The organism is Cysteiniphilum halobium (assembly GCF_003574425.1).
GTDB classification, from domain to species: domain Bacteria; phylum Pseudomonadota; class Gammaproteobacteria; order Francisellales; family Francisellaceae; genus Caedibacter; species Caedibacter halobius.
Genome location: NZ_QLIU01000014.1, coordinates 1 through 15,887 on the forward strand (window position 1 = coordinate 1; position 15,887 = coordinate 15,887).

Consider the following 15,887-nt stretch of genomic DNA (forward strand, 5'->3'; position numbering starts at 1 on the left):
ATTTTGGAATGACTATATTATCGATAGAAAAGTGACTGAAAATAGTGAGGTAACTTCTTTTTATCTTAAACCTCAAGATGGTAAAACCTTGGCACCTTCATTAGCTGGACAGTATATTACAGTGAGAATTAATCACCCGCAGCATGGACAAATGATGCGTCAATATAGCTTATCTGCTGCTAATAAAAACTCTTTCCGAATAACTGTTAAAAAAGAACAACGCCATGCATCACATCAAGGGATCATGTCAAACTTCTTACATCATAGCATCAATGAGCAGGATGAAATTTCTATCAGTGCACCAACAGGTAGTTTTTTACTAAAACCACAAGTAACACCTAAACCAATTGTACTGATTTCAGCTGGTGTTGGCATTACACCAATGCTTAATATGCTTAGTTTTCTGCATCAATCTGGTACAACACAACCGGTATATTTTATCCATGCAACACAAAATAGCCAATCGCAAATTTTGCCTAATGAAGTTGATAACATTGCAAAAAGAATGCGTAACTTAGCTGTTTTTTACTGTGTTATAGCTTACCGCAAAATAAGGATATTCAAAGCACGTCTACACATCGCCATGGCTATGTGACACAGGATTGGTTAGAGGAAATATTGGCAACCAAAGATTGTGATTATTATTTCTGTGGGCCTCGTGGTTTTATGCAACATATCTATCAGATTCTAAAAAGCTGGGAAATTAAGCCTGAACACATAAACTATGAGTTCTTTGGTCCAGAAGAGACTTTAGCAAGTGCCTAATAATCAATAAATACTGTCAAGTAATATAGCTTAACGTTACAATAGCCAAATATTTTAACCTTTTTAACTTTGCGGCTTTCTTATGTTACGAACAAAACTAAAAAAGATCTCATGCATTCTCACTCTATCCGTCAGCTGTATTGGCTTACTATCTGCGGCTGATTTTCAATGCAGTGAAAAATTATTAAGCACGCCAATCACTCCATTTAAAACGAAGCAAGCGCTTAATTTCACTAACTGGGCAGACTATATGTCACCGGATCTTATCCCGTGCTTTAGTCATCTTTCTAATACCCGTGTGCGTTTAAGCTATACAACAGATGATAATATGACACGTGCTAAAGTAATGACTGGCGCCTCGGGGTTTGATGTCATTGAGCAAGGTGCGCTTTATCTGCCAAGTGAGATCAAATCACATGCTTTGATTAAACTAGATAAAAGTAAGCTACCTAACTGGGCACATCGCAATAAGGCAATTTATGACAAAGTTTCTAAGATCAATGATCCAGGCAATCACTATGCTGTTGTCTATACCTATGGTACAACAGGGATTGCCTATAATGTCAAAGAAGTAGCTAAAGTTTTTGGTCATCCTGTTGTGCCAAACAGCTGGAAATATTTATTTGACCCGAAGTATCTTAAAACTCTGTCCAAATGTGGTGTTTCAATGCTTGATGAACCAGAACAGGTATTTGGTAATTATTTTTATTACGCTGGTATTGATCCTAATACTACAGATAGAGCTGCTTATGAGAAAGCCGCTCTTTATTTAATAAAAAATGTACGTCCGTATATAAAATACTTTGACAGTAACAAGTACCAAAATGACTTTACTGCTGGCAATTTATGCGTTGTTATGGGCTATTCTGGTGATGTTGTGCGTGCCGTTGAACGCGCTAAGGAGATTAATCCAGGTCAAATTTTAAAATATGTCTTACCACAAGAAGGCACAAACATCTGGTTTGATATGTTGATGATTCCTAAAGGAGCTAAAAATCTTGATGCCGCTTATGCCTTTTTGAATTTTAATATGGATCCGTATATCGCGGCAATGAATAGCAACTACATTTATCAACCCAATGGCGTTGTTAATAACAGTCAATATTTAAATGACTTATTCAAGGATCCCAACGTCAATCCAACAAAATCAATGATTAAGAAAATGTATGTTTTAAATATGCATCCACCTGAGCTACAAGCCTTTGTCTCCAAAATGTGGATGTATGTAAAATATGGGATTAATTTTACCCCGCAGTATTATCATCCTGATAAAAAATAATGACAATCCCTAAGCCAACTCAGTTGCTTTATCTTCTGAATAAACAGGGAACCTAGCACAAAGTACCACAACTTTTCGTTTGACTTCCTGCTCTTTTGCTTCATTACCAAGATCATCAACAATATCACACATCCAATGTGCGATTTGCGCACATTCATCTTCTTTAAATCCACGCGTGGTAATCGCAGGTGTACCGATACGTAAACCACTGGTGACAAAAGGAGAACGTGGGTCATTAGGCACCGAGTTTTTGTTCACGGTGATATTCGCACGTCCCAAAGCTGCTTCAACATCTTTACCGGTAATATTTTTGCTGATTAGATCAATTAAAATCAAATGGTTTTCAGTCCCTTTTGATACAACATCTACACCACGCGACATCAATACTTCTGCCATCTTTTTAGCATTTTTCACAACTTGTTGTTGGTAAGATTTAAATTCAGGTTGCAAGGCTTCTTTAAAGGCAACTGCTTTAGCAGCGATAACATGCATCAGCGGCCCACCTTGTGTGCCAGGAAAGACAATCGACTGGAATTTCTTCTCAAGCTCCGGATTTGATTTAGCCAAAATAATCCCGCCACGCGGACCGCGTAATGTCTTATGTGTCGTACTGGTGACCACATCAGCAAAAGGGATAGGATTTGGGTAAACACCGGCGGCAATGAGACCGGCAACGTGCGCCATATCAACCATCAAATAGGCACCAACCTCATCAGCAATTTCTCTAAAGCGTGCCCAATCAACAATCCCTGAAAATGCTGAAAATCCAGCGATAATCATCTTGGGTTGATGCTCTTTTGCCAAACGCTCAACTTCGACATAGTCGATATCACCGGTTTGCGGATCTAAACCATATTGAATAGCATTGAATAGTTTACCAGAGAAGCTCACTTTAGCACCATGCGTTAAATGCCCACCATGCGCTAATGACATACCAAGCACCGTATCTCCTGGCTTAAGAAGTGCAAAATAAACGGCCGCATTCGCTTGTGAACCAGAATGTGGTTGCACATTAGCATAGTCTGCACCAAATAGTTCTTTTAAGCGATTAACCGCTAACTCTTCAGCCACATCTACATATTCGCAGCCACCATAATAACGCTTACCAGCATAGCCCTCAGCATATTTATTGGTAAGTTGTGAGCCTTGGGCTTCCATTACGGCGGGACTGGCATAATTCTCTGAAGCAATTAACTCAATATGCTCTTGTTGACGCTTATTTTCATTTTCAATCGCTTGAAATAATTCCGGATCAAATTGGGCAACGGTAACGTGGCGATCAAACATCGATGTATCCTCCAAGATAAGGTTATATAACTTAGGAATTTGGTGTATCATTCTACACATCATTATCATAAAATCCTATTGAAAACCGCCAATGACTGAAGAATATCACCAAGATCACAATAGCAATGATTTTATTGAAGAAAAAAGTCGTACCAAGATTAAGAAAGAAGCGCATGATATCACTGACTTTGGTAAGAAATTAACTGAACTAAGTGAAGAGCGCATTAAGAAAATGCCTTTAGATGAGAAAATCATTGATGAAATTATCAAAGCAAAATCTATGCAACGTATCGCTTTAAAACGTCAATTGCAATACATTGGCAAATTGATGCGTAATGCTGATCTTAACGAAGCTTATGCTACCTACGATGGTTACACACAAAAAAATCAAGCTGAAATTGCTAAAATTCACCGTTTAGAGCAACTGCGTGATGCACTTGTGAATGAACATACGATGAAATCAGCCTTTGATAAACTGTTGAAGGAACACCCACACACCAATACTCAACAATTACGCCAATTAATCCGTCATCATCACAAGGAAGTATCACAACAAAACCCCGGCAAATCTTATCGCCAAATTTTTCAACTTTTAAAAGAAATACTAGGCTAAATAATGCAAAAGCGCTTTATCTACGCCTTTTGGATTGTGATCTTTATTGTTATTACCTATCTTGCACATTCTTATTTACAACATGAAGAAAAAGTAAATCTCACCCCGATAACAAAACAAAATACAGTTGAAAAAACGGTTATACTAAACGCCTATAATCACCACTATATTAGCTTTGGGTTTATTAATAACGTTAGCGTTAAATTCTTAGTCGACACAGGAGCGAGCTCCGTCTCCATTCCAGAACACATTGCCAAACAAATTGGATTAAAGAAAGGCTTAGGCTATACCGTGAGCACCGCTAATGGCAATATCACCGTATATCAAACGTTAATTGATCAATTACGTATTGGCAATATTACATTGACCAATGTTCGCGCTAGCATTAATCCTCAAGCCAATGATGATTTTGTTCTTTTAGGTATGAGCGCATTAAAGCAACTTGAGATGATTCAAAAGAACAACACATTGATTTTAAAGCAAAAAATCTAAGAAACTTGAGGAATTAGAGCTTACGCCCTATCAACCTGCATTTAACATAGTATTTAAGTAATCTATACTAGCTAATACGCATCCCTGGAACAGCTCCTTGATCCGGCTCTAATAGATATAAAGAATCGCCATCGCCGGCACATAGCACCATTCCTTCTGACAACCCAAAACGCATCTTGCGTGGTGCCAAATTCGCTACCATCACTGTATATTTCCCCAATAGACTCTCCGGGTTATAAGCCGCTTTTATCCCTGAGAATACTTGTCTTTGCTCTTCGCCTAAATCAAGTTTTAAGCGCAATAATTTATCAGATCCCTCAACATGCTCAGCCTCAACAATTTGTGCTACACGCAAGTCTACTTTAAAAAATTCATCAATTTTAATCTCATTGGCGATGTTTAAACTATTTTTTGCATGCGCTGTTTCAGGTGTTGTTACTGCTGCAGCTTGCTCTAATTCTAATTGCATCTTTTTTGTTTCCTCAATAATTCGTTCAATTTTTTCTGACTCAACGCGTGCAATCAACGGTTTGAAAGCATTGATTTCATGCCCCAGCAACAAGTTTGGAATCTCAGCCCATTGCAATTGATTGATATTTAAAAAATGCTCGGCTTTTAGTACCAACTCAGGCATTACAGGCTTTAAATAACCGATAATGATTTTAAACAGGTTAATCGCTAGACTGCAAACTTCATGCACCGTTTGCTCTTGTCCTTCTTCTTTAATCAACTGCCATGGTTTATAAGCATCAACATATTGATTGGCTTGATCGGCAAGCTGCATAATTACACGTAAAGCTTGGGCAAAATCACGCTTTTCAAAAAGTGTCGTAATCTCCTCATGCACTGCATGAAATCGTTCAATTAACTCCTGATCATGAATATGCTTGGATAACACACCATTAAAACGCTTATTGATAAAGCCCGCACAACGACTGGCAATATTAACGACTTTACCCACCACGTCTGAATTGACCTTTTGCACAAAATCTTCCAAATTCAAATCAATATCATCGATTCTAGGTGTTAGTTTACTAGCAAAATAATAACGCAAATAATCTGCTTTTAAGTGATTTAAATAGGTTCTTGCCGCAATAAACGTACCACGTGATTTTGACATCTTCTTGCCATTAACCGTTAAAAATCCATTTGCAAAAACGCCTGTTGGTGTACGATAGTCTACTGCATTTAAAATCGCCGGCCAGAAAAGTGCATGAAAATAAATAATATCCTTGCCAATAAAATGATAGAGCTCTGCTTTGCTTTCTGGACTCCAGTATGCATCAAAGTCAATACCTGCTCGATTACAAAGATCTTTGAAGCTTGCAATATAACCCATTGGCGCATCCAGCCAGACATAGAAAAATTTCTTATTATCCGTGCCTGGAATTGGAAAACCAAAATACGGCGCATCCCGTGAGATATCCCAATCTTGCAAACCTGATTCAAACCATTCTTTGAGTTTATTTTGTACTTCAGGTTGCAATGCTTTGTTGTGCTTCATCCATTTTTGAATATCTTCACTTAATTCGCTGATCTTAAAGAAAAAATGCTCACTATTTTTTTGAATTGGTGTTTCACCACTGACCACAGACTTAGGGTTCAGTAAGTCTGTTGGCGAATACGTTGCACCACAGACTTCACAACTATCTCCATACTGATCTTCTGCTTTGCATTTTGGACAGGTTCCCTTGACAAAACGATCAGGCAAAAACATCTCAGCTTTTGGATCATAGGCTTGCGCAATATCACACGTACTAATAAGATCATTGGCTTTAAGCTTTAAATAAATTTCTTCAACAATCTCCTGATTAAGTGGATGGTGCGTAGAATGATAATTATCAAACTCAACCTCAAAACCGATAAAGTCATCACGATGTGCTTGTGACATTTGTTCAACCAATTTTTCAGGCTTAATACCCTCTTTTTTTGCCTTAAGCATAATCGGTGTGCCATGTGTATCACTACCACAAACAAAGTGGCACTGATTACCACGCATTTTTTGGAATCTCACCCAAATGTCAGATTGAATATAACCAAGCATATGCCCTAAATGCAAATGACCATTAGCATATGGCAATGCATTAGTAACTAGAATATTTCTCATATTAACTGTATAGAATGCTAAAAGTGCCGATGATTATATACCCATCACAAACCATTTTACAGCATTTCTGCTATTGAACAGTGGGAGCTGCTGATAAAAAGCTTTGTCTATTTATTATCTAGGTTTATTATGGCAAGCTAGTTTAAGCCTAAATAACGCATTAACAAATAATGTACTTCCTTGTTGATAAAGTAATCGTATTCCAAATCCTCTACGTGATTGGTATCACAGCTGAAAGTATGTCAGGAACCATTTCAGCGGGCAAAAAAAATATGGATATTTTTGGCATTGTCACGATTGCAACCATTACCGCACTAGGTGGCGGCACCGTGCGCGATATTCTTCTAGGATATTATCCTCTGACTTGGGTGATGTATCCTGAATATATTCTGGTGACTTTTGTCGCTTCTATCTTAGCAATTTTTATTGCGCGCCATATTGTTAAACGTCATAAATTTTTCTTGCTGGTTGACGCATTGGGACTCGTCACTTTTGCTTATTTAGGTAGTGACATTGGCTATAGCATTGCACTACACGCCGTAAACAATGACCACTTTATGATTTTTGGCAGCTTTATCATTGCGATATTAATGGCAATTATCACAGGTGTATCAGGTGGTGTGTTACGCGATGTCTTATGCAATGATGTACCACTTGTTTTCCAAGCTGAACTCTACGCTCTTGTTGCAGCATTTGTCGGCATACTTCATGCATTAACACTATACTTCAAAGTGGATAATCTCATTAGTGCATTGATTATTATCGCGATTGGTTTTAGTCTCAGGGTATGTGCAATTTATAAAAATTGGCACCTACCTAAAGCCAAATACTTTTCTTAACAAATACAATCAGAGGAAACCAGGCCTATATACCCATGCGTTGTCGTGCCATATCAGCCTGATGATCACAGAACTTTCTATAACCTTCTGCAAATTTTGTCCATTTTGAAGTATTTGTAGTACTTGATATGCTCATTTTTATTCTCCTTGAATGGTTATTTTATGACTTATCAGTGATGGAATATTATCTCTTCATCACAACCTTGATTGAATTTTACACTTTATTTCACAAAACACACGTTTCACTAAAGTATTTGCCCGTATCATTTTTGATACATGGGTATATATAAGAGTGCATATTGATAAAAACCTGCTTAACTAGATAGCATATCTTACTAATACGCATCAACTGAATTGGTGTAGGAGAAATAAATGCATTTGCGTAATTATGCGTATAAATTGAAAACTATCTTATTTTTTAGTCAGTGCATTATCTGCAAACAAATAACAAGCAAGGGTCTTTGTAACAACTGCCAAGAAGCGCTTACTAAAGAGTCACATACCAATAAACGCCAGCAGTTGATAATCAATGGGCAGCCTATTATTTTCTATGCATTGAATCATTTTGATGGCTTAACACGCAAATTACTCTTTTTATTTAAGTATCAAAACAATCATATTGCTGGTGATGCACTAGGTTTATACCTCTCAACATGCTTTAAACGCCTACATTCACTTTCAGATGTTGATTATATCCTACCCGTGCCAAGTCACCGTTTGCGATTTCTGGTGCGTGGCTTTAATCAGGCAGATATTTTGGCAAAACACCTAAGCTCCATTTATTGCGTCGTTGATACAACCTCTATCAAACGTCATAAATATACTAAACCTCAAGCTAAATCAAGCTATGAACAACGCCAACGTCAAATGCATCATGTCTTTAAACAAAAAAAGGCAATTATGGCAAAGCATCTTTTGATTATTGATGATGTCTATACTACGGGCGCGACACTTAAGGCACTTATCGCCTGTATCCAAAGCTTTTCAAAAAATCATATTGAAAAAATAAGTGTGCTCACACTTTGTCACGCGTGATGATGTCTTAATAATTCACGAACTTTTGAACGAATAACATCAATCGCAATTTTATTTTTGCCACCGTGCGGCACAATAATATCGGCATAACGCTTAGAAGGCTCAATAAATTGTAAAAACATTGGGCGCACCGTTTCTAAATATTGTGTCACCACACTATCGACTGTTCTACCACGCTCTTTTTGATCACGTACCAAGCGGCGGATAAATGATACATCCATTGGTGTATCCATAAAAATTTTAATATCCATGAGTTTGCGTATATTCTCATCAGTAAACAGCATAATTCCTTCTAAAATTAAAATGCTCGTCTGTGCACTAATTGGCAAAGTCTCTCCTTTTACACGACTATGCGTTGCATAATCATATAATGGCACTTCAATATTCTGACCAGCGATTAGCGATTCTAAATGCTCTTTTAACAAACTGTGCTCAAAAGCATCCGGATGATCATAATTCAATTTGTCTAATTGTGCTTTTGATAAATGACTATTATCACGATAATAATGGTCTTCAGATAACACTGTCACTCTTGCGGATTCTAAATCCTCAAGTTCCTCAACAATTGTATTAGACAATAAACTTTTTCCAGAACCAGAACCGCCGACAACACCAATGATGACAATACTTTTATTACTTTGCATCCGAGTAAATGATTTGATGAGTTTGTGACATTCTAGCGACTTTTCTAAAAAAAGCAGCAAAATTTTCTATACCGTTTGTAAATCATTTTGCAGTGTCCGATGTCAAAGAAGTTTTTGATAATTTTGAGTGATTGTATTGCAGGTGATAGCCGCCCTTGAAAGAGTCTTTGGGCGCTCATTTGCTAAAACAATGAAACTATTCATTGTTTCTTAACGCATTTGCTATTGGCAAAATACAATGACTCAAAAGTGCAGGGAATTCGATGGCAGAAATATTGTAAAATGGTTTGTGGACGGTATAATCGTTAAGCTTGTGATCCCGTTAACACTGTTTTGATATTGGCAAGTTCGTGCAATGCCTCTGAAGAACACTCCCGACCATAACCTGATTGCTTTACACCGCCAAATGGTAACGCCGGATGCGAGGCAACACACTGATTAATAAAACACATACCTGCTTCAATACGCTTTTCTGCCACTTCTTTGGCATATTCAATATCATTCGTAAAAATAGCACTACCTAAACCATACTTAGAGTTATTTGCAAGCTCAATTGCTTCCTCATCATTTGCTGAATAGCTAATAGCAATTACCGGACCAAATAATTCTTCTTTAAATGCTAACATCGATGGCGTGACATCTGTCAAGACAGTTGGAGCATAATAAAAGCCTTCTGCATTATCTATTTTAAGGCTTTTTCCTCCTGCTAATAGTTTTGCTCCTTGCGCAATACTTACTTCAATCTGGTGATGTAAATTATCACGCAAATCAGCTCTAGCCATAGGGCCCATGGTTGTAATCTCTGCTAACGGGTCCCCGACAATAATCTCATCAATTGCATTAAGTATTGCTTTTTCAAATGCTACTTTGATAGATTGATCCACAATCAGTCGTTTTGGTGAAATACACACCTGACCACTATTTAGCATTCTGACACTAACAATTTCTTTGGCAACCCTCTCAACATCAACATCTTTACGAATAATATACGCATCGGATCCACCAAGCTCTAGCACACTTTTCTTGCAAACTTCTCCAGCTTGTTTGGCAACGATGCTACCTGCGCGATTGCTGCCTGTTAGTGTCACCGCAGCAATATCACGGTGTTTAATAATATATTCTGAATGCGCAAGATCAATCACGACATTTTTTAACAATGATAAACCCAGTGCTTTCGTAAAAATACCTTCAATCACCTCAGCAGAACCAATCACATTTTCGGCATGTTTAAGCACAATGCCATTACCAATTAAAATACTAGGAATTGCCGCGCGAAATACTTGCCAGAAAGGGAAATTCCACGGCATAATCATATAAATCACACCAAGTGGTGCAAACACACGCTCAGCATTTAGATCTTGATAGTCGATTTTCTGCGGACATAGCATCTGTTTTGCATGCTCAACATAATAATCACATAAAAAAGCACATTTTTTGATTTCAGCCACACTTTCTTTGAGTGTTTTACCCATTTCACTGGTAACTAAATGCGCATATTGATCAATATTTTGTAATAGTAATGATTTGATGGTTTTAACACTTTCAATACGCTGATCAATCATGCGATCACGCCATAATAGTTGTATTTTCTTAACCTTTGCAATCGTTTGATCTATTTCAGATAAAGTCAATATTTGATAAGTATTCAGTAACTTACCATTACTTGGATTAATGGTTTGATATTCCTTTTTCAAACGATCCTCCTTTCTACTAAACAAGCATTGTTAATGCAACAATAAACATCATTATAATGTAGATAATTTGTAAATATTTATGTGAAATCAGCGCCGTAACTTTAACACCAAGAATAACCCCGATAACACTTGGAATAAGCGAAACTAAAAAGAATACTATATTTAAATAACCAACACTATAAGGTGGCAAATTATGCGCATGCCAACCAAATACGATAACAAAAAATGACATGACTAAGCATATAGCCATAGTAATCACAGTGGATGTACCAATTGATTTACGAATATCTAGGCCACACTTTATTAAAAATGGGACAAAGAAAACAGAAACACCTGAGAGCATCGTAAACATACCTGATATAAACGCACCCAATGCTTTTAATGGTAATGGTGCTTCCCAGACTTTTAATACAACCTTGAGCTTTCGCCACATCCAGATTGCCATAGCAATGACGATCACTGCAAAGGTAACCTTTAATTCATTACTACTGATTACTGACATTAGAAATACACCGAGTAAACCGCCTACGAGCACACTCACCATTGCCCAACGCAGTGTATGATAACAAATCTGCTTATATTTATGCTGTTTCAAGCTTGCAAACAGCCCTAATAATACGCCAGAAGCAATACTCGAAGCAATGGCGACCTGCATTAAATGATCATTTTCCGGATATGCATATTGCATCAATAAATAAAATCCAGGAACAAGGATAAGACCTGCACCACCACCAAATACACCAGAAACAAATCCACCCAAAAATGCTACTAAAGCAATAAGTATAATCAATACAGCTAGACTCAATTTTTAAACTCTCTCACTCTTTCAAACACCAACAAAGATGTTTTATTCAAAAGAAACTATATTACTTATAGATGTGCTTGTACACAATTAGGAACTCGCTAAATTCTCAAAAAATCTTACAACCAATGCGCAGACTCTATAGACTTTATCAAACTTAAAATATTGAGAAATGTGATGTACTATTCTATTTATTACGGAATTTAATACGCCCTTTGGTTAAATCATAAGGCGTCATTTCAACAGTAACTTTATCTCCTGTCAAAATACGAATATAGTTCTTACGCATTTTCCCTGAAATGTGTGCCGTGACAATATGCCCATTTTCAAGCTCAACACGAAACATGGTGTTTGGTAATGTCTCGACTACCGTACCTTCTAACTCAATACAATCTTCTTTTGCCATTGCTTGTTTAAATCTCTCTATATCTTCAACTTTAGTGCTTTTGTAAGCACCCAATAAAATAAGCGTGTGAATCATGCACTATTTTCAAGAAATATTCAACTGCTTGTGTTGATCTATTGAAATTTTTCGAGATTTAACCTAGCAGCTGATATCCTAATCTTTAATGGCGCCGCTGGCTTTGATTGCCTTGTAAGCAGCAGATAAGTATAGCCACATCGAATAAACTGTCAGGATAACAGCAATATATAACAACACAAATCCTAAGATCACCCAGATATTACCTAAATCTTTTGGCTTTAATAATAAAATAAAAATTGCAGCCATCTGCGCTGCTGTTTTTACTTTGCCCACAAAAGAAACTTTTACTACAGAGCGCTGTCCAATTTCTGCCATCCACTCACGTAATGCTGAAACGACAATCTCGCGACAAATAATGATAATTGCCGGTAATGCCACCCACGGATAAGGATAAAGCGCAATTAAAAGTCCAAGTGCTGTTGCCACCATTAACTTATCCGCAACGGGATCTAAAAAGGCGCCAAGTTTTGTCGTTTGTTCAAAATAGCGCGCTAGAAATCCATCCAACCAATCGGTTAATGCAGCTAACAAAAATAAAGTCGCACTAACACCATGATGATGCGGGAAGGGAACATAAAATGCCACGACTAAAAAAGGAATAAGTAATATTCGTAATATGGTTAACATATTTGGTACTGTCCAAATCATCTTCGTTATAATCCTTTTCTTAGCTGACGTTACTAGTGTAGCAAAGCGCTTAGCTTACAACAAGTTTGTTTATACCCCAGTATGTCCAAACCCACCCACACCACGTATGGTTTGATCCCCAAATTCTTCAACCGCAACAAAGCTTGCCTGCACAACAGGCACAATTACCAATTGCGCAAAACGCATTAATGACTCGATCACAATTACATCATTTGATCGATTCCAACAAGAAACCATAAGTTCTCCTTGATAATCAGAGTCAATCAAACCAACACTATTACCTAAGATAAGCCCCTTTTTGTGTCCTAATCCTGAACGCGGTAAAATCATACCGGCAAGCCCTGGATTTGCAATGTGAATCGCGATACCTGTTGGCACAAGCTCACATTGTCCAGGACTTAACTGAATATCATGTTCAATTGCGGCACACAGATCAATAGCTGCAGAACCTGTTGTACCATATTCAGGTATTGTTGAAAAAATTTCAGGCCGTAATAATTTTAATTCAATCATCGTTTGACGCATATCACCCCCTATAATTGTTCTACAAATCGATCAAAAAGCCACGCCGTATCAACAGGTCCAGGTCCAGCCTCAGGATGGAATTGGACAGATGAGTATGGTAAGTTTTTGTGTTTGATCCCTTGAATTGTATTGTCATTAAGATTTCTAAACCAGACTTCCCAGTTTTCAGGCATAGTTGATTCATCGACTGCAAAGCCATGATTTTGTGAGGTTAAGTAACTACGGTTACTTCCCTCTAATAAACAAGGATGGTTCTGCGCACGATGCCCAAACTTAAGCTTATAGGTTTTAGCACCAATCGCAATACCCATAATTTGTGAGCCCAAACAAATGCCAAAAATAGGTTTTTGAGGTGACTTTACCATGGCTTCTTTTAAGATCTTAGCGGTTGTCTGACAACGTGCTGGATCTCCTGGACCATTTGAGATAAATACGCCATCATAAGACTCTTTCGTGTAATCATAATCATACGGCACACGCTTTAAGGTTAAATTCGAATATTCACATAAGTAACGCCAGATATTTGCCTTCATGCCACAATCAACAACAATCACTGTTTTCTCTCCATTGCCATGTGTAATGGGTTTATCAATCGTGACTTTAGAAACCAAATCAAGATCACTAATGTTGGGGTAATTTTTTGGTAGTTCATTGCCGACAACAATAGCTCCTGCAACAACTCCATGATGACGCAGGACTTTGGTTAATGCACGCGTGTCAATATCAGCAATAATTGGGGTGTTATATTTTTCACACCATGCTTGCAATGATGACTCTCCTTGGACGCGTGCGTAAAAGGGTGCCAATTCTGAAATGATAATACCGGCTGCATGAATCTGATCAGACTCCCAATGCGTTTGGTTTTCAACACCATAGTTACCAATCATAGGATAAGTAAAACAAACAATTTGTCCTCTATATGAGGGGTCAGTTAATACTTCTGTATACCCTACCATACCGGTATTAAATACAATTTCACCGTAATTAATCCCTTTAACCCATGTTGGCACTTTGCCTTTGAATACTTCCCCGGTTTGTAAAGCAAGCTTTGCTGGAATCATGAAAAATCACCTTGATTGAAGTTGATCTATTCTATACCCACCACAAACCATTTTACAGAATTTTTTGCTTCGCATTTTGCGTGCTTTTGATAAGTTGAGTTTTGAGATGTTTTAAGCGCTTTTCTTTCTTACAAAATACATTAATAAAGAGATAATAATTAATATGATACATGCAATCGCTGACACTTTGGTGATTGCACCAAATACATTGTAGTAGTTGGTAGCACTTTTAACCAAAAAATCACCCGCAGTTTTTACCGTTTCGACACTTGTTAAGGTGGCAATTTCTGCTGCTGCATAGTTGGCAATCGATCCGGTAATGAGCATATAAAGCCCTGCCAAGAAACCAACCGAACCACCTGGGTTTAAACGTGTGATTTCAGATAGTGCAACTGGGTCAACAAACAGCTCTGCAAAACCAATAACTGTCATTCCAACGACTACCCATATCATTGAAGCATGTCCGTCGGTAGCCGCTGCAATCTTAGCCCCCATCATAATCATAAAAAAACCAAAAGTGAGAAACAACAATCCAAACGTAATTTTAAATAACGCACTTAATTTAATACCTACTTTGATCAACCAATACCAAACTTGCGACATAATCACACCACCGATTAAAATCGCAAAGGGGTTAATCGATTGAAAGGCTGCTGCAGGAATCGTAAATCCATCAAAGTCACGGATGACATTGCGCTCAATAAACAGGCTAATAGAACTACCGCCTTGTTGATCAAATGCCCAAAAAATCAAGCCAAAGATCATAAAAAAGCAGATCGCCAACAATGCCCTTCTATCTTTACTATTGAGCTTAATAAATAAGAAAAATAAGAAGTAAAGACTAGCGATCACACAGGCAAGCAAAATCCAACCAGCAAATAAATAATATAATGCAAAGCTAAAAAACACTGCTGAGACTACGATTAATAAAACGGTAATTGGCAATACTTTGATGCTTAATATCCCTTTCTCCTTTAAAGCATCCCACTGCGGATCGTTACCAGCAACAAAATGCTTGCGCCCTGTTATAAAAATCACCAAACCAATCGCCATACCAATTGCTGCTAATAAGAAACCATAATGCCAGCCCCATACTTGTGCTGCCCACGCACACAAGATCGGGGAAATAAAAGCCCCAATATTACCGCCAACGTACATCAGTGCAAAACCACTATCACGTTTAGTGTGTTCACGCGAATATGTCGCTCCCAACAAACAAGACACATTGGTTTTAAATAGACCATAACCACAGATAATAAGTGCTAAACCGAAATACAAACCACCTCCATCTAAGCCAAGTACTAAGTGCCCTGCCACCATGGTCGCAGCCCCTAGCAAAGTCGACCAGTAATATCCTAAATAACGATCCGCAATCGCCCCACCAATAATAGGTGTGACATAGACTAGTGCCGTATACGCGCCATATAGCGCATACGCGTGATTGTCAGTAAATAATAGTTTTTGCGTCAAATAAAGTACCAGTAATGCACGCATCCCGTAGTAACTAAAGTACTCCCAGACATTAAGTGCAATGGCATAATAAAGCGATTTGGGTTGAGTCTCAATTTGAGCCATGTAAATTTCCTGCTAACCATATAGAAAAACAAGAATA

The 15,887-nt window shown here is 37.7% G+C and carries 17 protein-coding genes; 7 read left to right on the forward strand and 10 right to left on the reverse strand.

All coding sequences use genetic code 11. From position 1 onward, the window contains the following. From DNK85_RS03110 to DNK85_RS03120, 3 genes are all read left to right on the forward strand, one after another. Positions 1–595: FAD-binding oxidoreductase (locus DNK85_RS03110; protein WP_235842365.1), on the forward strand; the 595-nt coding region annotated here is incomplete at its 5' end. Next, complete coding sequence (locus DNK85_RS12375; RefSeq protein ID WP_407919659.1) at positions 592–765, forward strand: hypothetical protein; 174 nt, start codon at positions 592–594, stop codon at positions 763–765. The genes DNK85_RS03110 and DNK85_RS12375, both read left to right, overlap by 4 nt. 82 nt (positions 766–847) lie before the next feature. Beyond that, positions 848–2,044: a polyamine ABC transporter substrate-binding protein gene (locus tag DNK85_RS03120; RefSeq protein WP_119328127.1), complete on the forward strand. Its 1,197-nt coding sequence runs from the start codon at positions 848–850 to the stop codon at positions 2,042–2,044. A 9-nt stretch (positions 2,045–2,053) separates the two neighbouring features. Here DNK85_RS03120 and glyA read toward each other — a convergent pair whose 3' ends face one another. Further along, positions 2,054–3,331, reverse strand: a complete 1,278-nt coding sequence (gene glyA, locus DNK85_RS03125; RefSeq protein ID WP_119328128.1) for a serine hydroxymethyltransferase — start codon at positions 3,329–3,331, stop codon at positions 2,054–2,056. 91 nt (positions 3,332–3,422) lie between these two features. Here glyA and yjgA point away from each other — a divergent pair, with 91 nt between their 5' ends. Together yjgA and DNK85_RS03135 are read left to right on the forward strand one after the other, a co-directional pair. Further along, complete coding sequence (gene yjgA, locus DNK85_RS03130) at positions 3,423–3,944, forward strand: ribosome biogenesis factor YjgA (RefSeq protein WP_119328129.1); 522 nt, start codon at positions 3,423–3,425, stop codon at positions 3,942–3,944. 3 nt (positions 3,945–3,947) lie between these two features. Continuing rightward, the gene (locus tag DNK85_RS03135; protein WP_119328130.1) at positions 3,948–4,436 is read left to right on the forward strand and encodes a retropepsin-like aspartic protease family protein; all 489 of its coding nucleotides are present in this window, start codon (positions 3,948–3,950) and stop codon (positions 4,434–4,436) included. 67 nt (positions 4,437–4,503) lie between these two features. On the opposite strand, the gene metG is transcribed toward DNK85_RS03135, so the two are convergent. Continuing rightward, a complete protein-coding gene (metG, locus tag DNK85_RS03140; RefSeq protein WP_119328131.1) occupies positions 4,504–6,543 on the reverse strand; it encodes a methionine--tRNA ligase in 2,040 nt (679 codons plus the stop codon). 170 nt (positions 6,544–6,713) lie between these two features. Between metG and DNK85_RS03145 the strand changes: the two genes are divergently transcribed. After that, positions 6,714–7,382 (forward strand): trimeric intracellular cation channel family protein, encoded by a 669-nt coding sequence (locus DNK85_RS03145; RefSeq protein ID WP_119328132.1) that lies wholly within the window; start codon positions 6,714–6,716, stop codon positions 7,380–7,382. 372 nt (positions 7,383–7,754) lie between these two features. Further along, a complete protein-coding gene (locus DNK85_RS03150) occupies positions 7,755–8,417 on the forward strand; it encodes a ComF family protein (protein ID WP_119328133.1) in 663 nt (220 codons plus the stop codon). Here DNK85_RS03150 and udk read toward each other — a convergent pair. The 8 genes from udk to DNK85_RS03190 form a co-directional block, all read right to left on the reverse strand. Continuing rightward, on the reverse strand, positions 8,408–9,061 hold the full coding sequence (udk, locus tag DNK85_RS03155; RefSeq protein ID WP_119328134.1) for a uridine kinase: 654 nt from the start codon (positions 9,059–9,061) through the stop codon (positions 8,408–8,410). The genes DNK85_RS03150 and udk overlap by 10 nt on opposite strands. Positions 9,062–9,366: 305 nt before the next feature. After that, positions 9,367–10,755 carry an aldehyde dehydrogenase family protein gene (locus DNK85_RS03160; protein ID WP_162896492.1) on the reverse strand — a complete coding sequence of 463 codons (1,389 nt, stop codon included), beginning with the start codon at positions 10,753–10,755 and terminating at the stop codon, positions 9,367–9,369. Between the two features lie 16 nt (positions 10,756–10,771). Then, positions 10,772–11,560, reverse strand: a complete 789-nt coding sequence (locus tag DNK85_RS03165; protein WP_119328136.1) for a sulfite exporter TauE/SafE family protein — start codon at positions 11,558–11,560, stop codon at positions 10,772–10,774. A 184-nt stretch (positions 11,561–11,744) separates the two neighbouring features. After that, positions 11,745–11,963 (reverse strand): translation initiation factor IF-1, encoded by a 219-nt coding sequence (gene infA / locus DNK85_RS03170; protein WP_117003346.1) that lies wholly within the window; start codon positions 11,961–11,963, stop codon positions 11,745–11,747. Positions 11,964–12,116: 153 nt separating this feature from the next. Then, the gene (gene pgsA / locus DNK85_RS03175; protein WP_119328137.1) at positions 12,117–12,689 is read right to left on the reverse strand and encodes a CDP-diacylglycerol--glycerol-3-phosphate 3-phosphatidyltransferase; all 573 of its coding nucleotides are present in this window, start codon (positions 12,687–12,689) and stop codon (positions 12,117–12,119) included. Positions 12,690–12,758: 69 nt separating this feature from the next. Further along, a complete protein-coding gene (gene dut, locus DNK85_RS03180) occupies positions 12,759–13,202 on the reverse strand; it encodes a dUTP diphosphatase (protein WP_235842367.1) in 444 nt (147 codons plus the stop codon). Between the two features lie 20 nt (positions 13,203–13,222). Further along, on the reverse strand, positions 13,223–14,275 hold the full coding sequence (gene carA / locus DNK85_RS03185; RefSeq protein WP_119328139.1) for a glutamine-hydrolyzing carbamoyl-phosphate synthase small subunit: 1,053 nt from the start codon (positions 14,273–14,275) through the stop codon (positions 13,223–13,225). Between the two features lie 111 nt (positions 14,276–14,386). Then, the gene (locus DNK85_RS03190; RefSeq protein WP_119328140.1) at positions 14,387–15,850 is read right to left on the reverse strand and encodes a peptide MFS transporter; all 1,464 of its coding nucleotides are present in this window, start codon (positions 15,848–15,850) and stop codon (positions 14,387–14,389) included. Positions 15,851–15,887: the final 37 nt, after the last annotated feature.